Raw genomic sequence first — 20,517 nt, forward strand, 5'->3', positions numbered from 1 at the left:
TTCTAAGGGCGCAATATACATACGTTGTATGTGGCGAAAAAACGAACTAAATTTCTTCTTCTTTGCTATCAGGTAATTGACTTAAAGCAGCACGTTCACGTTCTAGTTCAAACCGTAATTCTTCCTCTGTTGGTAAGTAAGGGAGGTACTTAGAAGCAAAGAGTTGTTTGCTGTCAGTTAACACAGAATATTTAGCGACAGCTTCACTTTTTTGGCTGCAGAGAATTAAGCCGATGGTAGGGTTGTCGTCAGAGCCTTTACGATGTTGGTCGTAAATTCTGACATAGGTATCTATTTGGCCAACATCTTGATGGGTGAGTTTACCTAATTTTAAATCGACTAACAAAAAGCATTTAAGTTTAAAATTATAAAAAACTAAATCGATGTAGAAATCTTGATCTTCAGTACTAATTCGTTGCTGACGCGAAACAAAGGCAAATCCCTTTCCTAGCTCCAGTAAAAAATGTTGTAAGTTATCAATTAGTGCTTGCTCTATGGTGTTTTCTAGTAGTGGGGCATGAGGTAAGTTAAGAAAATCTAGGATATAGGGATCTCGTAAATAGTGTTTTGGATTTGTTTGTAGCTCTTGGATATGTTCTTTAGCTTCAGCAATTACCGGTTGTTTATCCTTACTTGACAGCAATCTCTCAAAATATAATGTACTGATTTGCCTTTCTAATGCACGTGCACTCCAATTTTGTTCTATACACTCTTGTAAATACCAATCTCTAGCTTTTTGGTTTTCTACCCTTAACAACACTCGATAATGCGTCCAGGTCAATTCGGAACGCACTGCGTTCCATTTTGGGTAAGCTAAATAAAATGCACGCATATTTCTTAAATTACGTTCATCAAAGCCTTTTCCAAACTTACCTTTGAGTTGTTTAGAAAGTGATTTTAGTTGCTGTTGTCCGTACTCAGCGCGTTTTTGCCCTTGTTGCTCATGTTCAACAATCAAGCGCCCTACGTTCCAATAGGCTTGAACCATTGTATGGTTAACTGTAGTTTGTAACTGAGATCTTGCTTCATTTAATGTGGTTCGAATTGCAGCAAGTAGTTCTGAATGTTGGTTAGTTAAATCAGTCATTTAATTTTTTCTCTTTAGGTTGTAGGGCAATAATATCAGCCGATTTAACGATTCCCATACACTTTAAAATATAATCGGTAATTAGTTGCATTGGTTTTCTCAACCGCTCTACATCCGCAATAATATAGCCTGCAATAACATCGCTCGTCATTTTATGATTCAGCCAGCATAGCCTTGATGCAGCGTCAGCGTAATCAAGGTTTTTATTCTCCAAAGCTAGAATTAGCAGTACGCTCAAGGATCAAATTCGCCCAGTTTTTAGGAATAAGGCCTTGACTTATGTAATGATGGAATGAAGAGTGAGGCCAGTCGTGTAGTGATTTAACTGAGCCGTATTTGATAGGATTATAATGAATATAATTAACATGATTTATAAAATCTGCCTCATCTTTAATGGTATGTTCTCAAAAACGTCGCTGCCAGAGGCAAAATTCATTATGTTTGGTTTTAAGCAATGGTAAACCTGACTTATGTAGGGAGTTTGAGAATAAAGTTTTAATTTTCTTCCACCTTGATAAGACAATAGTAATTGAAGGATTGGAATAAATAAACCTTGATTACACTTCGTTACATCAAGGCTACGCTTGCTTAGAGTCTAGGCACAATCTTTACAATTAAAAATTATTTCCATTAGTTATCAGATAAGACTATTAATCGTAATAGCATATTGCTCTTTTAGAGTAATGGCTTCAGTGCACTTTTCTGCTTTGTTTTTTCAAGTTATGCGTCGGTAAGCATTCCAATGGTTTACATAATTATTTTAAGGGAACAAACGTTGATTGATACCTGTTAATTGCGGTCAAATTATAATTAATACTCCAAAATAGTATCAAAAAGGCTTCCCTTTTCTTATAGATAGATTTATCGAGTATTGGAATTGTGGATAAATGGTAAATTTAGTTTAAACAGTTTAATAATTATCTCAGCTTTATTTTGGCAATCAAGTTTCGATTTAAGGTTATCTATATAGCATTCAATTGTTCGAGGAGATACTTTAAGTTCTTTTGCCATCTCTTTATACTTTAAACCTTGTAAAAGTAGTTGCGCACATTCTGATTCTCGATGAGATAATTTAATTAATGAATGTTTTTCTGGTCGATTATTCGCCTTACAGGTGTCAGGGTTAAGAAGTTGTATCGTACTTTTCTCTGCCATTTTTATTAATTTATTTGCTTTATCTTTAAAATAAAGCCCGTATTGATGTAATAAATCTAGGTTGCTTAAATAAAAATGATTAATAATTCGCGTATTGTTTGTCGTGGTAGCAAAGCAATAATAATCAATATATTCTTGATGCTTTTCTGCAATTGAAATGCCATTTGAAGTATTAAAATTAAGCGCAGCATCAAGCAGTAATTCCGGACAGTCTTCAGTTAACCAGATGTAATGATTTAAAGGTTTGATTAAGTAGGATTGGGGTACTGTCATTGTATTCATGTAATTTTTTTGGAAAAAATGTTCTGTCCATTTTTGATCGGAAGATAAGCGTATCATTCGACCATCAAAATAGATTCTGTAAAAATTAAAAACAGTCATACCATGTGGTGTAAGTTTAGGATTTATAATGTCTGCAACTTCATGACAGGATGAGATAGCTATATTTGCCTTCATTTTGATTATTTGATTATAAAAATGAACAAAGATATCATTCTGTGTGATAAGCGCCAACTTTTTTTAAAATTTATATCAATAATAATCAGATAACTGCTTGTATGAACAGACCGCTTACTTTGCCTCACTCTACTAAACCTGCGTCCGACAGAGCACTTTTAACTGTAAGAGTCTTATTTTTTGTTAAAATGTTGTTAGTAATTCCATTTGGAGTAATTAGCTCTACACTGGTTCTATATACGACTCATAAACTTAATCTTTCTGATTTATCGGCTATTAACTTAATAGCCCTTTTTTTGGGATGTACTGGCATTTTACGAATTACAATTGGATATATTGCTGGCCTACATCTTTCTTATCGTCAATTATTGTTATTTAGCCCTTTGTTTATGATGATAGGTTGCCTTTTAGCCACTTTTCCAAGTTATCTTTACATTGGAATATCTTTTGTTGCGCTAGGTTCAGCCTCTACGATTGCTGTGAACTGCTTACTTACGACTTTATTTAAAAATGATAATTTAAAAAGGGAAACAGTCTTTCTTCGCAATTATAGTGGAATGAATATTGGTTATTTAACAGCTTTTTTCTTGAGCGGTTATTACACTATTTACCAAGACTATCAACGCTTGTTCATGATTACGAGTATCATCTGTTTACTTGGGTGGGTAATCATTGTTGTAAATTGGCAACAACTTAAGCTCGAACACAATAATGTTCCAAATCAAACTTTTTTAAAACAGTTAATCACTTTGCTTGGTATTATGCTTATGCCATTTTTATTAAGCAAGTTAATGCAAAATATAGTAATCAATAAAACATATTTCTTTGTTATCAATCTGATTTTGTTTATGTTAATAAGTGCATTTGTTATGAAAAAAAGTAATAAGCCATTGCAAAATAAATTAGGCCTGTTTTTTATATTTGTTGTACCTGTACTTATCTTTGCAACTTTACAGAATTTAACGCCTACATTATTGACATTGTTTATTGAAAGACAGGTTGATAGGCATTTTTTTATTTTTACAATTCCACCCCAATGGGTTGGGTTAGTGAACATCACAGCAATTATTATAGGTGGTCATTTACTTAGTTATCTATTTAAATGGCTAAGAGAAAAGGGAGTAGACATAAATCCAGCTTTGCAATTTTCTGTCGGATTAATAGCGATGGGTGCCTCATTATTTATTGTTGTTATAGGAATCTTATTGTCTAGAAGTCTTGTTAGTATTCATTGGGTAATTGTAAGTAGTCTATTGCAAGGCATTTCTGAATTACTAATAGTGCCGATTGGTTTTTCCATAATAGCGAAAATTGCATCGCCAGATACTCAAGGTTTGATGATGGGCTGTTGGTTATTATTATTAAGTATTGGTGCACTACTTTCTGGTTATTTATCTAAAATTATTACTCAGCTGGATTCACATCTTTTTTTGCTTGGTAGCCTTTCTGTTAGTGTGGGTATGATAATTATTTTATTTTATAAACTGGAATTAAGCTCCAGCGTTTAGTGTTTACGGCACTTAGTCTTAAGGTAAGTACCATATTTCAATGGCAAGAGATAAATTAACTTAATCAAAATTAAAAACTGCGTTTACCTGTAATAACGGAATAATATCAATTCTCAAATGATCTACCTTTAGCAATAGAATAATATGATTAATTATCCGTGTTTTTACGGATAATTAAGTGTTTATTTATTTGCTAAAATGCTGCTATATGATCACTATGGAGGCAATTCAATTTGTTTAGTTGAAAGAGAATTACGGTTTTTTGCGTGATTATATAGTTAGAGTATCGATGTAATGGTTGAATAAAGCGCATCACATAAATTCCGGCTGAATCCTGAATTTTTATTATTGCCTATCTACAAGAAAAATACATATTACTCGAGTTAATTAAGGTTAAGAAGAGGCGATGTTAAATATACTTGAGAAAAGCCCCTAGAGCGCTCTTTTATCTACCACTCACTGATTCGAAGGTTGCTGTTTGGTCAGTCATGCAAGTTCATCTATGTCATCAATCACAATATTTAGAAAAATTACGAACTGACTGGGGTCCAGAACGCTAGGTGAAGTACTTAGAGGAAATAGAATCCCTGACTACAAAGCGCTAATGGATTTTCTTAATACGCGTTTAAACCAACGTGTTATGTCTTATTCGTTTTTTGTAAAATAAAAATAAGAGTTGTAGAATGAGAAAACAAGTTATTTATTTAATAACTGATAATCAACTGTATGCCTCAAGGCAGTATGAAGAAATCAGTAAACTGTTTAAGCGTTATGATATTGACATCATTACCACGATTAAAATACAAAATGAGTTAGAATTAAGATTACTTTTAGAAGAAAAATGGACTGATAATAAAGAGGTACTTGCTGCCTTAAAAATTCACAACACCTTTACCTTAGAATCAAATAAGCAGTTTAATTCCGTTAGGCGGATTGTCAAAGATTGTTGCATTTTACACGCGTATCAACTAAAAAATGGAAAAATAATTTGCAATAAATTTAATTATTCGACATTAGGTTTTTGGGATGACGCTAAAATTCAACTCCCTTGTCCCCATTCAGAATTTTTTTACAAAAAATTTATACTTAAAAAATCTAATTTAACCTATTCTGATTTAGAATGCCGAGGTATGAAAAATACATCGCAGGCGATGGCAGTATCAAAATTTATTTGTAATAAAATTCATTACGCTAGGCCAACTAACCTTAATTTTAATCCACAAGAACAACAATCCAGTATTGATTTTTGCAACGATCCAGCGATTTTTATACGAAAAAATAGCTATTTTAATAATCCTGTGGCCAAACAATATGGTATTACCAATTTATTTTATATCGTATTAAACCGTGGTGTCTTTTTTAAATCGGCAAAAAATCGTAGGGAAAAGAATTACTGGTGTCCTCCTCTTAACGCGGGTCTTCCTTTAACACCTAAAAGAGATCTTATTCATGAATTAACCTATATGGCACATGATTTTGGCCATTTCTTAATACCCGATTTATTATATACGGGAAAACATACAGTAGAAAATCAACAAATTTATATCATTTATCGCATGATGAGTGAAGCATTCACCTTAGTTCTAGCTGATATGATGTTTGTTGATAGCCTTAAAAAGAGTGGCTTTGAATATGATTATTCAAAGCGAAAAATTTATCCGCTTTTTGAAGAGTTTGACATTGATCTTAGGCAAACGAGCGATTTTCTCAAAAATATAAAAAAAATATTAAGTGCTTTAGTTCAATTTTGTCTTAAAGGCAATGACAGTGGTTTATACGAACTTTCAAAAAAGTATCGTCATGGTTCGAATAACCTTGAATTATTTAAAGAAAAATATATGAAATTTTTCTGTGAAGATTTTAAGTGGACCAAGCATAACTATCAGTGTTTTAAAGCTAATTCGAAAGAACTAAAAAAATGGTGGAAATTAGTAAAACCTCTACGCGATGAGGGAAATCTTGCCATTGATACAATAGAAGAATTTTCCTTACAATTGAGCACTTTTCACCCAGATGACCTAATTGATAATATATTTAGCATTCTTTTTCAACGAGTGGGAGAAAGTTTACAATACAAAACTGAATGCCTTGATAATTTTGGAAAACGCCAACGTAAAGCGTTGTTTAAATACATGATGGGTCAATTACTCTTATTTGTCCGCTTTGAGGAGGTAATAAAAGAAGCTAAAGACTATCAAAAAATGATTATAGATTATTTAGTAGAAATTAAAGAAGAAATAAAAATGGAAAATATTCAATTTTGTAAAACGGTACAAAACGATTTTATAGCTCTTTTATTGGATAAAAATTTTATTAATTATGATGATGCAGCGACATTTAAAGATGTATTCCCTGTTTTTGAGCCTTGCTTTGCTTTTTATGATGAAAAAAAAGAGTTTTACCGGGATTTATCCCTAGTCGCTTATGAGAGTATTTATGCAGCCTAATAATATTATTGACACCTCTACCACTAAGTTAAATTTAGCACAACGTCTTTTCGAAATTTATAAAGGCACACCACGTATGGCAATTTTAATGTCTGGAAAGGGCAGTAATGCCGAGACTTTATTGAGCCAAGCTTACCGATATCCGAATTTAAATTTTGTCACGATATGTACTGATCAGAAAACCAGTCAAGCGCGTTTAATTAGCGAAAAATATGAATTAGATTATTTTTGTTTAGAAGGGAAGGTGACTACCCACGCACAACGAGAAAGCTATTTTCAGCAATTAGGAGTTTATTTGCGATCTCTGAATATTGATACGCTTATCTATGCTGGTTTTATGAAAATTAGTCCTTCTTTTTTTGTGCAAGAGTTCCCAGGAATTAATGTCCATCCAGCTGATTTAACCATTAAAAATGAGCAAGGAAAGCCGCGTTATGTAGGAATGCATGCTATTCGCGACGCGATTAATAATGGTGAAGTTTATTTGGCAAGTACAGCGCATATTGTTGATAGTGAGGTTGACTGCGGCATGCCTGTTATGATTTCTAAGAAACTATCTCTAAATGGTAGGTTGACACGTGACATTTCTTTAGTGCATGAACAACTTAAACTAAGTTGTGAACATTTACTTTACCCTTGCTTGTTAGAGTTATTGTCAAGGGGTGCTCTTTGTGTTGAAAGTCTTCCGTACCGTTGGGAAGATTTGGAAAAAAATTTAAAGCCAAATGCTAGTCATTATTTTTCAACAAAACTAATTGCCATGCAAGACGCGACGACCCCTCTAGATTTAGCTTATCTAGCGCAAGATTATTCAGCTGAGGTTGATTTTGATTTCACAACTATTGAGCAAGTGATGGAAAAAGTACAAGAAGAATTTACCGAACTTCGAGAAGCCTTTACTCATCGTAATGATAACTTCGAACATTTTATTGAAGAAATTGGGGACTGCTTTTTTCATTAGTTAACTTATGCCGATTTATTAACTTACACCCTGAAGGTATTGTGAAAAAAAATGTATTGAAGTATCTACAACGTTGTAAACACATTGAAACGGCCCTTGAAAAAAATAATCAAAATTGGTCACACGTGACTCCAATTAGGATTAAAGAGTTATGGCGCGAGGTTAAAAAAAATGAAACAAAATAATCTTTATAGAGAAAAAATGACTAAATTGATAAAGTCCGCGGGTGGTGAAATTGACGAAACTGGTTTCTTTGTCTTAAAACCAGGTTGCATGATACTCAACATGACTCAAGAAACGGGACAAGGAAAAGCACTTTATCAAGAATTTAATATTGATATCGATAGGCCTGCTTATGAGCAGCGTGCTGAGTTTAAATCAAGAGTTACTTATTTATCATTCTCTACACAGCCTAAAGACGCAACAGAATATAATAAAAAAATGACTCAAGTTTACCAACATCTATCAGTCCACACTGCTACACACATTGATTTTTTAATTGCCGGAGTGACTATTGAAACTTGTCTTGAGTTTGTTGCACACACCGAGGCTAAAGTTGCACGTTTAACTTCTAGCAATACAAAAGCTATGGATGAGACGTTATATCGCTTGCAAGGTGCAGCAGAAGAACAAATCTTACAAAAAAAATTTATTTTAAATTTTATTGATTTTAAAAAAACATTTGAGCATGAATATAATCTGCGCACATTATCAGAGAAAGGAATGGAATATGCAAATATGCTTAATTTAGCTACTAAGGTAAATGCATTTACTTTTAGTATGAATTTAAAAGATTATCATAAATTATTTATTGGCAGGTTAAGTAATCAGGGCAATGAACAAGAAGTACAAGAAATTTGTACTAAAATGTGTCAGCTGCTTCACGAGCAATTTCCATTAGTGATTAAGACGCCTAAAGACTATTATGCGATGAATAATGGTGTAAAGTATTTAAGCTAACTACAAAATGGCAAAAATTATATGAAACTTCATACCATTGTGTTTGATTTAGATGGTACGTTAATCGATTCTGGGCATTTAATGGAGAGTGCCTTTAATTATGCGTTAAGCATTTATAACATGCAGGTAACCGTAGAAGAATTAGAAACTATGCGCTCCTTAACGTCTGCCGAGTTATTTAGAGATAGATTAGATGAAACAAAAGCTAAAGTTGCAGTAAAGCGCCTATGGGATTACTCACATCGTTCTATAACTGATACATTGCTTATTGAAGGAATTAAGCCGATTCTAGAGCAACTAAAAAACAAAAAGATAACCATGGGTATTTGGACGGGACGAGATAGAGCTTCAGCTTTGCGCATAATAAAACATCATAAAATAGATCATTTCTTTAAAGCTCTTGTAGGAGGTTGTGAGGTTTCAAAAAATAAACCATCTCCTGAGGGCTTGCTTTTATTGGCACAACAATTAAATGTTTCTTTAAGCTCTCTTATGCATGTGGGCGATCATGATCACGATGTATTAGGTGCAATGGCTGCCGGTGTAAAATGTGCATTAGTTGGTTGGTGCTCTTCTAAACTTGTTCAACAACCTACCCAGCGTGCCCATTTTAATTTTAACTCAGTTGATGATTTTAGCCAGTGGATTGAGCAGTTTAAGTAAAATCAAAGGAATTAATTTAAATGTATGCAAAAACGTCATTACCATTTTTTAAAGAAAATGTATCTTATCGAGGGCGTCTTTATATTGTTTCAGGCCCTTCTGGTGTTGGAAAAACAACAATCATAGAGAGCCTTCTCAGTAAAGATAATCATTTAGAAAAAATTGTAGCATATACAACACGCGAGAGACGTGCCCATGAAGAGGCCGATCGAACCTATCACTATATTAGCCGAGAAGCGTTTAGAGATAAAATTAAAAACAATGACTTTCTTGAATACATGGAATTTAGTGATCAGCTTTATGGTTTTGGTCTTTCAAAGCAAGAAGTATTGGCAAAACTAAAACAAGGGATTGATCTCATTGTTGATTTAGACTACTCACAAATACTGGATTTGAAAAGTAAAATTCCTAATTGTTATTCAATCTTTATAGTACCGCCTTCACTTGAGTCATTAAAGATAAGGTTAATATCGCGTGGTGAAAATGGAGAAATAATTGCTAAACGTATGACTTATGCAAAAGACATCATTGAGCATCAACAACTGGGTGATAGGATAATTGTGAATCAAGACGGTAAAATTGAAGAGGCGGTAGAAGAAGTCTTAGAGCTTATTCATGAGTACCGCGTTAGTAATCAGCATACTACCGAAAAATTTGCCAGTGAAATTCTGTCAACAAAAACGCTTTAAGCTAGCCTACCCTTGAAACGAAGTGAAACCCGGGTTTCGGCCTTACAGGCCTGCACCTAGGATACTAGTTAGCCAGCGTAGCTTTGATGTAGCGTAGCATAATCAGGGTTTATTCGCCAAAGCCTGAACCATTGTTAGGCTCAAGGATCAAATCAGCCCAATTTTTAGGAATAAGCCCTTTACTTAAGTAGTGAATGAATGTTCTCAATTAGCAAATTTGATTTCCTAGCTTGTAAGGTTACAGTGAAGAAAAATGTTCCTTCAGGAGTGGTACTCTTTCTATAATTTACCATTTTAAACTTTTTTGCTGGTTGGATAAGACAATAGTAATGGAAGGATTGTAATAAATAAACCTTGATTACACTTTGTTGCATTAAGGCTACTTTTGCTTTGAATAATTTTTAGAATTAATAAAGTAATAGCAGAGTATACTCCTATCATATTATTTGTCGGTATAAAGCCAATTAAAATTGTAGCTACCCCCATGGTCAGAATAGAGTAGGCTAGGATTATTTTTCTACCATAGATATCAGATAATAATCCCATCAAAATAGCGCCTAATAGCCTAGCTAAATACCCGGCGAAGAAAGTTAAAAATACAAGAAATAATCCTTGAGACGTATCTCCCATCAGATATTTAGCAATGTAAACGGATAGTAAGCCGCAAATAGCCATATCAAAGGACTCAACTAAATTACCGAGCGCACCTGCTAGAATGATTTGAGTTTGATGTTTCATAAATTAAGCCTGTTTTTTTTGTAACTCTGATCTTGTGGTTAAGGATTCTTCATCTATGTGGTCAAAGAATAATAAACCGTCGAGATGATCTATTTCATGTTGGAGAATTCTCGCTTCTAGTCCAGTAGCTTTCTTAGTTATTCTATTACCATCTATGTCGAAACCTGTATATTCAATTTCCATAGAGCGCGGAATTTGTCCCATTAATTTACCACAATTTAAGCATCCTTCATAATCTGTTTGAATTGCATCTGAAAGAACTTTGTAAGAAGGATTAATTAAAGCAGTATCTGGAATAGGATATTCAGGTTGCCTGCGCTTAGTGTAGTTCGTTCCAAATACGATTACTCGCTTACTAATCCCAATTTGAGGAGCTGCAACACCTACTGCACCTTGTTCAGCCATAATATCAAACATATCTTTAGTAAGTTGTTTAAGCCAATCACTGCCGAATTCTGCTTCTAATACAGCTTCTGCAGTTTGTCTTAAAATTGGATCGTTTTTATCTAGAAGTTTTTTCATAGAGTTCCCGATTATTAATAATTATCTTTAGTTTTAGTTTTGTTGTATAACACTTTTTTTGGTCAGGAAAAGGTACAACATCTTTAATTTCTCTCAAGCAATAATTACCTAAAGCAAATAGTTTATTGCACTGACTAGGTTCTTTTTTCTGAATGAAAAAATTTTCTCCTTTGAAGCCGAAAGAAAATATAGCTCTATAGTCCGTAAAGTTTGTTGGGATTGAAGTTCCCATTACTAAGCCTTGGCTCTGTTGCTTATATTGCTTTAAGAGAGCTGCATGATCTAGACAAAGAAGTTCTGCCCATAGTTTAGGCTGTTCTTGATAAATAAAATCAGCTTGATAACTGCCGTCATATTGCCAAAGCCCTTTTTCAATTAAATTTTGCTCTATAGAAGGTTTTGAAGATAGAAAAAAGAGTTGCCCGTTTTGATTAATTAAAGCAATTGATATGTAGTCTGTCTCGAGTTGTCCTAACACATTGGAGAACAATCGACGTAATATTACATAATGTTCAAAAAGAAAATCCTTCGTTTCCTGATGAAGTATAATTTCTACAGCTGTTACATCCATATTAACCAACTTCTTAAATGACATGGGTATATTTTTTATGTTTCTCTTTGTAGGAAGAAATAGAACTAATAGCCAAGTCAATTATTTTTAATAAATTACTTTTAGAAGTATCAATTGAACGCACTTCTTTAATTAATTCTAATACGAAATCAGCATAGTCGTCAGCATTATCTGTATCTTCTCGATATAGTTGATGGATCATGGAGTAGACATTGAAAAATAAATGATTGGGATTGAACCGCTCTTACAGCTTGGTTTAAGGCATGAGCTTATTATAAGTCAAAAGGGTTAGAAGAAATCTATATTCCTTTGATAATTAAGCCAGCCTAGGTTGGGCTAAGCAAATGTAGCCTGAGTGAAACCCTGGTTTCGGCGTATGTTAAATGAAAATCAATAATTAACAAAAAAGTTATTAGCTATTTCAGATAAGAAACATTTAAATTTATAAATTCTTTTTTTAATGTATTTATTGGTATGATAATAGGATTTAATTCCTCATTCATAACTGAGTGTATGTTAGCTAGATAATGAGATATAAATTAAATGTTAAAAACTAGTTTTAAAAAACTTTACTCCTTTTATTTTAATGCCCCTACGGGAACAGGTAAATTAATTCCACTAATAGTGATTGAATCAGCTGCTATATGTATAACTTATTTTATTTCAGTCTATTTAAGAAAGTCCTTAGGTTTTGACTCTTTTCAAGTTGGCAAGCTTATCTCAGCATTATCTATTGGAGTTTGTACAGGCTCTGTAGTTAGTGGCTATTTAACTGTGAAATTAAATCCTACTAAAGTAGCTGCGTTAGGATTTCTTATTTATGCCCTAGGTTTTTCCTTCTTATCAATGATTACTTCTTATTATCCTTTAATGTTTACTTTACTTTTGTGTGGTTGTGGTGGGGTATTTATTACGGTGGCAAACTTAACTGCTCTAATTAAGCTAGCCGAAGATGATATTATGAAAAATAAAATCCTTGTTATTCAGTCAGTGATATTTAATTTTTCTTTGTCTATATTTAGTTTTCTTCTTTGCTATTTAAAAACAGAACATATAAAAAATTTATTTTTTATATGCGCTATAGTTCTAGCTTGTACTAGTGTATTTGTATTTAGGATTAAAGGCTTTAATCCATCTAATGGAAAATTGATTAAATTAGAGAAAAATAAGGCTGATCCTCTGCTTTTAATGATGATCGTATGTGTGGTTTTTTTGTATGGGTTAATCTATTCTTTGGTCAAAGTTTATTTTCCTTTTGAAGTAAATGTCCGATTTAATAATAATCCCTGGATTTTATGGTTAATTTTATCTGCCAACCCTTTATGCGTAGTTTTACTACAACCAATGCTTATTAATAAGTTAAAATATAAAACAAATACCTTTTTACTATTAATTGGAGGGAGCCTTGTAGGATTTGGATATTTATTTTTTGGGTTAACGACGTATTTTTTGCCTAGCTTATTATTTATTTGTTTTGCAACGGTTGGAGAATTGGTTTTTTCGCCAATTTCAAAAAAAGTTGCTGCAATAAGTTTGGGAGAAGGAAAAGAAGGACTTGGATTTGCTACTTGGAAAATGACTTATTATGTAAGTGGTATTATTGGGGCGTCATTAGTAGGCTACTTTGGTGTTAATTATAAAACGATTAATGTTTGGATGTTTTGCGCGCCTTTATCATTAGCAATTATTCTTTGCATAATTGGTTTTGAATTATTCAAAAAAGCTGAAGTTATTGTATAGTTTTTATGGTTCTCTTAAATGAGAAAAATTAATATAATTTATATGGTTTTTTATATAGAAATAATTTAAATAATAATTGATAAACAGACTTAAAATTAATTTTTGGAAATTTTAATACAACCTCTAAAAAATTTAGCGTCAGCAGGAAAGAGGTATTCCATATTATATTTTTTCAAATTAAATCGTGTGTCTTGCTTAGCAATCTCTGAAGAATTATTAATGATAAAATTGCTTTTGCATTTATCATCCTGTCCAGGAGAATGATGAAAGTAAGTAAATTTAATTTTTCCTGTTATTTCTTGAAATAATGTTCCTTTGTAATCTCCGTTTTGTTGAGCTTCTAAAAAGGCATATAATTTATTTATCATTCTGATCAAAGAATGAAGGTTTGCTAACGCCCTTGTTTCAGTTTTAGTTTGCTTTTCTAAACAAATAAAAGGTTTTTGTAAGGAATAATAGATAGGAAGCTGAGGCTTATTGTAAATATCAAATTTATCTGGTTCTAACAAAATCGGAGTTTGTTGAATTCGATATATTTCCTGATAAGCTAATTGTATTTCATCTAATGGAATAGAAAAATTATCTGTAGCTGGCTTATAACCTAAATTTGCTCCTAAAGCTATACCTAGTATATGTTTAGTTGTCTCATTCAAATATGGGTTAGAGAGAATATTGTAAGTTTCTTGAGCTTTTGAAAAAGCAAAATTATAAAAAAAATAATTTTTATCATGTTCCCAGCTTTTAATCATTTTTTCAATTAGATATTTTTGTAAGTGTATCCATTTAGAATTGTTTTTTAGACTATCAATCCATTTAGAGGAAAAGAATAAAACGTTAGCTCGCCACGTACTTTTGCTTAATAAGCTTATTTCTTTAAAAACCTCCCAGTGATTTTGTATGTCTTTTGGTGTAGAACAGGTAATACCTAATTGCCGTTGAAGGTACATATGCTTTTTTTGATTTCCAATATTTGGAAGCATAAAGACACTTCTAGATCCAGCTGTACAAGACATAATCGAGCTAGAAATAGAAGTTCTTGAAGCTTTTTCAGCAATTAGCTGACGTGTTCCAATAAAAAATCCAGGGCCTTCAACGTAAATAGGGAAAGAAGTATGTTTTTGGTGATCGGATATAAACCATTCAAATTTTTTATCTAAAATCATCATTAATGGAGAGTTTTTAATGCCATAACTTAGATTTTTAAATATATCCTTTGGTGTATTAGAGTCTCCAAGGTGATAAAATTGTCCTAAGTCATCTTTTAAAATAGTACCTTTGCTATCACCAATTGTTTCGCCGTAATGATAAGATGCTAAATAAAGAGGATAATTATTGCCTGGGCCTAATTCATCAACTAATTGCGTAAATTTAACATCAATGTTTTTTACTGTTTTCCTAATTTCATTCCAATAGATTTTTCTTAGTTCCATAAATACACCTACAAACGACAACAATAAGATATATTTCAAGCTGTTATTTTACTATGGTTTTTGCCATGGTAAAAAAATTATTTAATAAATAATAATTAAGTGGCTAAATAGCGGCCCTAAAGAATGTACACATGGACATTAAATCAAGTGGAGCCTGTGTTTACTGATTAATCATAAAATTTTAAATGAGGTTAGGAAAAATAGTATGGAAATAAATAAAAAAAATAGCTTGTGTAATTATGAAATTTTTTTAAATGAACCTAAAAAAAATTTTAAAAACAAGAATAGAATTCAACCTTTAATTACTATACGAAAGAAGAAACTATTTAAAAAAAATCCTCTGCCTAAATTTTTAGACTGGCTTAGAAGACAAATAAACTCCGGAAATAAAAGGTTTGCATTGGATTCTCAGGATCTAATACTGTATAAACCATCAGCAGTGCAATCAAAGCTACTCTTTATTTTACCTGAAGTGTTTAAACAGTACTATAAATATTCAGGAGTCTGCGCAAAACTAATTCAGCTAGAACTTAAAAAGTCTTTGGCGATAACCTTTAATTATACCATTGTCCGAGATGGAAAAGTTATTGAAGTATTTCCTTGTCAATTTTTGGATCTAATCTAAAGAACAGCTCCCTATATTGCAAAGGATAAATACTCTATGAATATTGATTTTAGATTTAAACTATTACCTAACAAAATAAAAATGGAAAGAAGACAAAGAGCATATGAAATATGCTTCAATTTTACCTCGTTCAGAACAAATGAATCTGAAGATGCAAACGAGGTAAATGCTGGAAATTTAAGGTTTATTTATTGCCCAAAAGAATTCTTACTTGAATTTCATTCTTTTCAAGAATACATCGACACATATACCAACATCTCTATCTCTCTTGAAGTTGCTGCTTGGTCAATTCTTGATGATGTGTTTGACAAAGTACAACCTTGTTATGCAATTGTAATCGTTGAATCTGAGTTGCCTGATGGTGCAACTGTAAACATAAAAGCACAGCGAGGTTGGCAGAAAGAAAAAAATGCTTATCTTAGTCCACATATGCAGCAAGCAACGATTATTTAAAGTATGAAGAAAAATATATTACTTGGAGTTAACTCTGGCATTGGTGCAAAAGATACTATTCATTTAATCCGATCTCTTACTAAATTGTTTAATGTTAAAGTTGTTGTTAGTGAGCATGCTAATCATTTTTTTGATTTAAGCCTAGCTAAATCACTTGTGTTAGTATTTGACGACGAAAGCGAGTGGTATGCATGGAAAAAACGCGGTGATGAAGTGTTACATATCACCTTAAGAAATTGGGCAGATGTATTTATAATTGCGCCTCTATCAGCAAACACTTTAGCAAAAGTTACGCAAGGAATAGCTGATAATTTGCTTTTGACTATTGCAAGGGCATGGGTTTTTAATAAAAAGCCTCTCGTTGTGGCTCCTTCCATGAATCGATTTATGTGGGAGCATCCAATTACAAGGCGCCAACTAAATGAATTGCATAGTTGGAGAGTAAAAGAAATACCTCCAAGATGCAAGATGCTAGCTGGCGGTGATTTTGGTATCGGTGCTCTTGAAAAGCCAGAAATTATAACCGCATTTATAGATGACTTGATAAAAAATGGGTAATCCTTAATGAAACATCAATTATAATCGCATTTAAACAATTACAACGAATTAATGCTGAGTTTCATCACTTATAAATTAGGGTTACCAAATTTACTTATTCAAGAGCTGTTAAAGGTTAATATAGGCAAGACAACTATGTCTGATAGCACAAAGTTATTTTTATATGTTCAGTCAATTTTATTACTGATGCTAGTGCAGCTCGGTACTGATATTTATTTGCCGTCCGTGCCAGCAATTTATAATGATCTTGGTACGGACGAATCAGTAGTAAAGTTATCATTGAATGTAATGATAATTGCGCTGGGCTTTTCTCAGCTACTATATGGCCCTCTTTCAGATTATATAGGTAGAAAACCAATCATAATTACAGGACTTATCATTTTTATTATAGGTAGCTCATTACTGATTCTACCTCAATCTATATTTACGTTAATCTTAGGTAGAACAATACAAGGACTGGGCCTTGGTTTTGGCTTAAGTATAGGTTCGGCAATAGCTTGTGATATTTATAATGGAAAAACGCTAAATAAAGCGATAAGTGTTATATCTGCCCTCTATGCAGTTATGCCCGTTGTTGCTCCAGTAATGGGCGGAACCTTACAAACCTATCTAGGCTGGCAAGCAAATTTCTACTTCTTATTTATATGTGGAATCATAATGTTTTGCCTCATTAAATTTTTTTTTAAAGAAACTAATGTTTATGCAGGATCACAAGATTTCCGCTTAAATAATTTAATAACTATCTATTACCAGTGCTTAAAGAATAAGGCATATACTTATAATTTATTTATTGCAACTTTATTCTACGCAGGCGAAGTCTCCTACATAATACAAATGCCGTTGGTCGCTCAAGAAACCTTTGGACTATCTCCTATGCAAACAGGATGGCTCATTATATTTACCTCAGCGGCTATTATAGTAGGGAGTAGCTTTTCAACAATTTTAATTAATAGATTATCAGCAAATGCTCTCATTTTTTTAGGCGTTATATGCGCTACTTTAGGTATCATTTTATCCTTTATATTTATGATTTTTAGCAAACACACTTTAGTAACTTTTATATCACCGATGGTGTTATTCATGCTAGGTTCTGGATTTGCTTTCCCTAACTGTATTGCTAATTGTTTAGAGGTATTTCCTAATAGGGCAGGCGCTGCAACGGCGTTGGCTTTAGGATTACTAACGCTATTGGGTGGTTGTTTAACCATAATCGTGGCAAAAATTCCAGCTCATAATCATTGGGCGCTGTCTTTCTTTGTTGTAGTTACAGTTTTTCTGATGCTAATTACATCTCTTTTTCTTTATAGAACCGCAATAAAGCAAGTGTAGATCGTAGTGACGAGGTTGAACCCGGGTTTCGGCCTTACAGGCTTGCACCCAGGCTACTCTAACTTTAATAGGCGAGTATTTAACTTCTTTGAGAATCAGAGAAAACTTTATTTAATAAAAAAGCTAATCTATATCCTGCTAAAGCCAATTGTTTTTCAATGATTAATGAGTTTTTAGCTAAGTAGTTTGCTTTGGGTTCCCCGGAAAAATCAATATCATATATATTTGTTGCAATTTGATAGCCTTCTTTATGCCAACTTTCCGGATCAAAAGTAAAAGCTTTACTATCAAAATTTTTTACTGGTTGGTGGTTGGTAATAATAGCTGTAATTAATTCTGCATCGATAAGATTTTTTGAATTATGGGGAAATCCATAGCTTGGAAATAAAGTCATACCGCTATCCCAAAGTTGATGTAGATTATTTAAAATATCGCCATTTTCTTCTTTAAAGGATATTAGGTACTTATTTCCACCTCTATCACCGTCTGGAAATTGTTTGGAATATAAACTTGAATTATGGAGGGGTTGATGTATATCGCCTATAAAATGGATAAGCATAGCTAATGATCTAGCTCTAATGCTTGGATTGCCATCCAGGTGGCTTAAATTGTCAGTTAATTCCTGAATTGCCCATACTACATTTTGTGTATATATTTTCTCAGGTAGAGTGCCATCTACACTGATAGGGTCATCTTTAAAATGCCAATTAAACATGGTATGTAAGAAATTGGGCTTAGAAAATAGATGGTCTGGCCATACGGCTATTTTCATCATGCTTCTATTGGGATATTTAGCATCATAATCATATTGATAGAAGGCATTATTTTCTTGTTCCATAATAGGTAACAATTTTTTAATTTCTTCTTTGGCTTCTTCATTTAGATGTTGATAAGCAATGTTGGCTACTAACATATGCCCCATTTCCCACCAAGCAAAGACTTTAAAAGGGAGGATAAAACTTAAAAATAATAGAACAATCCTTTTCATTGTAAAAATCCTTTAAATCTTAAAGTTAAAGACTTTATCTTTTAATTGCAATATTTTTATAAATGTAGCGAGCGTAGCCTTGATGTAGCATAGCGTAATCAAGGGTTTACTCGCCAAAGCCTAAACCATTGTTAGGCTTAAGGATTAAATCATCCTATCTCGCCAGGTTACAGTGAGGAAAAATATTCCTCCAGAAGTAGCGTTCCTTCTATAATTTACCATTTTAAATTTTTTTGTTGGTTGTTGGATGAGACAATAGTAATTTAATGATTGGAATAAATAAACCTTGATTACACTTCGTTGCATCAAGGCTACGCTTAAAACCCTGCTTTGCCAAATAAGCAAATTTATCTACTTTGGTAAAGGAGCTTGTACGCATTGAGCTTCCCTGGGTTATTTGCAATAATGGCTCGCTGTTTATTATAAGGATATTACTGTGAATAAAAAAATGTTTTTGGCACCTTTTTTCCTTTCTTTACCTTTGCATGCAGGTACTATGGGAGAACCTATTTCTCCTACTTGTCCTTGGTTTGCTTCTATAGGAACTGGTTATTCTTGGACTGAAAAACCAGGTATTAAAAATCCTGATCCTACCTTTTGGGATTTTGCTAATGAAGGCTATGATGCAAGCATAGGCGATCGAGGTTTTTACACCTTTGCTGTTGGTAAGTCTATTCAAGAATATATTGATGTTAGCGTTCTTTACTTAAATCATGAAGTTTTTGATTATCAAAAATTTCAAACAGGCCAGTCAGGTGGCCAGACAGGATTTAGCGGAAATGCTAGAACACGCTTTTTTCAATTAGCTAATCGAGCTTTATTAGTTAATGGATTTTTACATCCTGATCCCTATTGGAGTGGCTTTGCAACAATTGGTATTACTCCCTTTATTGGCGGCGGTATTGGCTATGCTTACAATCAAGTACGCCATTTTCAAACTGTAGGCACTCAGGTAGTAGATGGGACTGCCATCGGCTCTACAACGTCTATTGGTTCTGATACAGGTCATGATAGCTTTGCTTGGCAAGGTTCTGCAGGTTTAAGTTTTCGCACTACTCAAAGCCATTTAGGTGTTAATCTTGGTTATCGTTATTTTGATGGCGGTAAATTTCATGGTCCATCTCGAATCTATGCCAATTCTGATGGTTTTGCTAATGGCCGAAGTTGGCGCGGGCACGTAAAGGCAAATCAATTATTCTTTGAAATTCAGTACATGAGCTAACATTGATAATCGGGCAAGTTTTATCACTTGCCTGGGTCAATAATCTTTAAATAATCAATAAATTATATATTAGATAAAATAATAAATTATTATTTGCGATAAGCTGGCTATTTTTTCAGCAGGTTAGCCACTATGCTAAAAATGGTCACTAAACATCTTAAAGTGATAGCTTTGAAGGCAGGGCGCTATGGTTTTCCTGAACCGCAATCCACATCTAAGATGTGTCGTTCGGTTTAAGTAAAGCTGTAGTTTCATCAATTGCAACTTACTTAATATACCAATTCCGTTGTTCATATCAAATCTTAGTAATCTTCTTATAAGCTTTTTATAGCGTGCGCAACTTGATATTTTATCATTTTACATTTGGTTATAGCTGGATAGTTGGTTTTTTTTATATATTTTTAACCTATTAACT

The 20,517-nt window shown here is 33.0% G+C and carries 20 protein-coding genes and 3 pseudogenes; 13 read left to right on the forward strand and 10 right to left on the reverse strand.

Going from position 1 to position 20,517, the window contains the following annotated elements; all coding sequences use genetic code 11:
• Positions 1–46: 46 nt before the first annotated feature.
• From ACNVED_RS05440 to ACNVED_RS05450, 3 genes and pseudogenes are all read right to left on the reverse strand, one after another.
• A complete protein-coding gene (locus tag ACNVED_RS05440; RefSeq protein ID WP_419420740.1) occupies positions 47–1,087 on the reverse strand; it encodes a PDDEXK nuclease domain-containing protein in 1,041 nt (346 codons plus the stop codon).
• Positions 1,080–1,250 (reverse strand): annotated as a pseudogene (locus ACNVED_RS05445) (integrase); the annotation flags it as partial. The gene ACNVED_RS05440 and the pseudogene ACNVED_RS05445, both read right to left, overlap by 8 nt.
• A gap of 698 nt (positions 1,251–1,948) precedes the next feature.
• Positions 1,949–2,698 (reverse strand): response regulator transcription factor, encoded by a 750-nt coding sequence (locus ACNVED_RS05450; protein WP_419420741.1) that lies wholly within the window; start codon positions 2,696–2,698, stop codon positions 1,949–1,951.
• Between the two features lie 101 nt (positions 2,699–2,799).
• Here ACNVED_RS05450 and ACNVED_RS05455 point away from each other — a divergent pair, with 101 nt between their 5' ends.
• From ACNVED_RS05455 to ACNVED_RS05485, 7 genes are all read left to right on the forward strand, one after another.
• The gene (locus ACNVED_RS05455; protein ID WP_419420742.1) at positions 2,800–4,206 is read left to right on the forward strand and encodes an MFS transporter; all 1,407 of its coding nucleotides are present in this window, start codon (positions 2,800–2,802) and stop codon (positions 4,204–4,206) included.
• Between the two features lie 419 nt (positions 4,207–4,625).
• Positions 4,626–4,766, forward strand: coding sequence for a hypothetical protein (locus tag ACNVED_RS05460; RefSeq protein ID WP_419420743.1), 141 nt, complete (start codon positions 4,626–4,628; stop codon positions 4,764–4,766).
• A 123-nt stretch (positions 4,767–4,889) separates the two neighbouring features.
• On the forward strand, positions 4,890–6,653 hold the full coding sequence (locus ACNVED_RS05465) for a hypothetical protein (RefSeq protein ID WP_419420744.1): 1,764 nt from the start codon (positions 4,890–4,892) through the stop codon (positions 6,651–6,653).
• A complete protein-coding gene (locus tag ACNVED_RS05470; protein WP_419420745.1) occupies positions 6,643–7,614 on the forward strand; it encodes a formyltransferase family protein in 972 nt (323 codons plus the stop codon). Before ACNVED_RS05465 ends, ACNVED_RS05470 begins: the two co-directional genes overlap by 11 nt.
• Before the next feature lie 171 nt (positions 7,615–7,785).
• A complete protein-coding gene (locus tag ACNVED_RS05475) occupies positions 7,786–8,574 on the forward strand; it encodes an FAD-dependent thymidylate synthase (protein ID WP_419420746.1) in 789 nt (262 codons plus the stop codon).
• A 21-nt stretch (positions 8,575–8,595) separates the two neighbouring features.
• Complete coding sequence (locus ACNVED_RS05480) at positions 8,596–9,237, forward strand: HAD family hydrolase (RefSeq protein ID WP_419420747.1); 642 nt, start codon at positions 8,596–8,598, stop codon at positions 9,235–9,237.
• A gap of 20 nt (positions 9,238–9,257) precedes the next feature.
• On the forward strand, positions 9,258–9,926 hold the full coding sequence (locus ACNVED_RS05485; protein WP_419420748.1) for a guanylate kinase: 669 nt from the start codon (positions 9,258–9,260) through the stop codon (positions 9,924–9,926).
• A gap of 381 nt (positions 9,927–10,307) precedes the next feature.
• Here the strand turns inward: ACNVED_RS05485 and ACNVED_RS05490 are convergent.
• The 4 genes and pseudogenes from ACNVED_RS05490 to ACNVED_RS05505 form a co-directional block, all read right to left on the reverse strand.
• A pseudogene (locus ACNVED_RS05490) lies at positions 10,308–10,664 on the reverse strand (MFS transporter); the annotation flags it as partial.
• Between the two features lie 3 nt (positions 10,665–10,667).
• Entirely contained in the window at positions 10,668–11,186 is a 519-nt protein-coding gene (def, locus tag ACNVED_RS05495; protein ID WP_419420749.1) for a peptide deformylase, read from the reverse strand.
• On the reverse strand, positions 11,167–11,757 hold the full coding sequence (locus tag ACNVED_RS05500) for a flagellar biosynthesis protein FlgJ (protein ID WP_419420750.1): 591 nt from the start codon (positions 11,755–11,757) through the stop codon (positions 11,167–11,169). Before ACNVED_RS05500 ends, def begins: the two co-directional genes overlap by 20 nt.
• Positions 11,758–11,770: 13 nt before the next feature.
• Positions 11,771–11,923, reverse strand: a pseudogene (locus tag ACNVED_RS05505) (transcriptional regulator); the annotation flags it as partial.
• Between the two features lie 377 nt (positions 11,924–12,300).
• Between ACNVED_RS05505 and ACNVED_RS05510 the strand changes: the two are divergent.
• The gene (locus ACNVED_RS05510) at positions 12,301–13,497 is read left to right on the forward strand and encodes an MFS transporter (RefSeq protein WP_419420751.1); all 1,197 of its coding nucleotides are present in this window, start codon (positions 12,301–12,303) and stop codon (positions 13,495–13,497) included.
• Positions 13,498–13,592: 95 nt separating this feature from the next.
• Here the strand turns inward: ACNVED_RS05510 and ACNVED_RS05515 are convergent, their stop codons facing one another.
• Positions 13,593–14,927 carry a hypothetical protein gene (locus tag ACNVED_RS05515; RefSeq protein ID WP_419420752.1) on the reverse strand — a complete coding sequence of 445 codons (1,335 nt, stop codon included), beginning with the start codon at positions 14,925–14,927 and terminating at the stop codon, positions 13,593–13,595.
• Between the two features lie 205 nt (positions 14,928–15,132).
• On the opposite strand from ACNVED_RS05515, the gene ACNVED_RS05520 reads away from it, so the two are divergent.
• The 4 genes from ACNVED_RS05520 to ACNVED_RS05535 all read left to right on the forward strand — a co-directional run bounded on the left by ACNVED_RS05520 (position 15,133) and on the right by ACNVED_RS05535 (position 17,892).
• Complete coding sequence (locus tag ACNVED_RS05520; RefSeq protein WP_419420753.1) at positions 15,133–15,552, forward strand: hypothetical protein; 420 nt, start codon at positions 15,133–15,135, stop codon at positions 15,550–15,552.
• A 36-nt stretch (positions 15,553–15,588) separates the two neighbouring features.
• Positions 15,589–16,005, forward strand: a complete 417-nt coding sequence (locus ACNVED_RS05525) for a hypothetical protein (RefSeq protein ID WP_419420754.1) — start codon at positions 15,589–15,591, stop codon at positions 16,003–16,005.
• 3 nt (positions 16,006–16,008) lie between these two features.
• Positions 16,009–16,563 carry a flavoprotein gene (locus ACNVED_RS05530; RefSeq protein WP_419420755.1) on the forward strand — a complete coding sequence of 185 codons (555 nt, stop codon included), beginning with the start codon at positions 16,009–16,011 and terminating at the stop codon, positions 16,561–16,563.
• A gap of 135 nt (positions 16,564–16,698) precedes the next feature.
• A complete protein-coding gene (locus tag ACNVED_RS05535; RefSeq protein ID WP_419420756.1) occupies positions 16,699–17,892 on the forward strand; it encodes a Bcr/CflA family efflux MFS transporter in 1,194 nt (397 codons plus the stop codon).
• A 79-nt stretch (positions 17,893–17,971) separates the two neighbouring features.
• On the opposite strand, the gene ACNVED_RS05540 is transcribed toward ACNVED_RS05535, so the two are convergent.
• Together ACNVED_RS05540 and ACNVED_RS05545 are read right to left on the reverse strand one after the other, a co-directional pair.
• On the reverse strand, positions 17,972–18,880 hold the full coding sequence (locus tag ACNVED_RS05540) for a S1/P1 nuclease (protein ID WP_419420757.1): 909 nt from the start codon (positions 18,878–18,880) through the stop codon (positions 17,972–17,974).
• Positions 18,881–19,103: 223 nt separating this feature from the next.
• A complete protein-coding gene (locus tag ACNVED_RS05545; RefSeq protein WP_419420758.1) occupies positions 19,104–19,259 on the reverse strand; it encodes a hypothetical protein in 156 nt (51 codons plus the stop codon).
• 57 nt (positions 19,260–19,316) lie between these two features.
• Here ACNVED_RS05545 and ACNVED_RS05550 point away from each other — a divergent pair, with 57 nt between their 5' ends.
• On the forward strand, positions 19,317–20,102 hold the full coding sequence (locus ACNVED_RS05550; RefSeq protein ID WP_419420759.1) for an outer membrane protein: 786 nt from the start codon (positions 19,317–19,319) through the stop codon (positions 20,100–20,102).
• The last annotated feature ends 415 nt before the right edge of the window (positions 20,103–20,517 follow it).

This window comes from Legionella sp. D16C41, assembly GCF_048541585.1.
Lineage (GTDB): Bacteria > Pseudomonadota > Gammaproteobacteria > Legionellales > Legionellaceae > Legionella_C.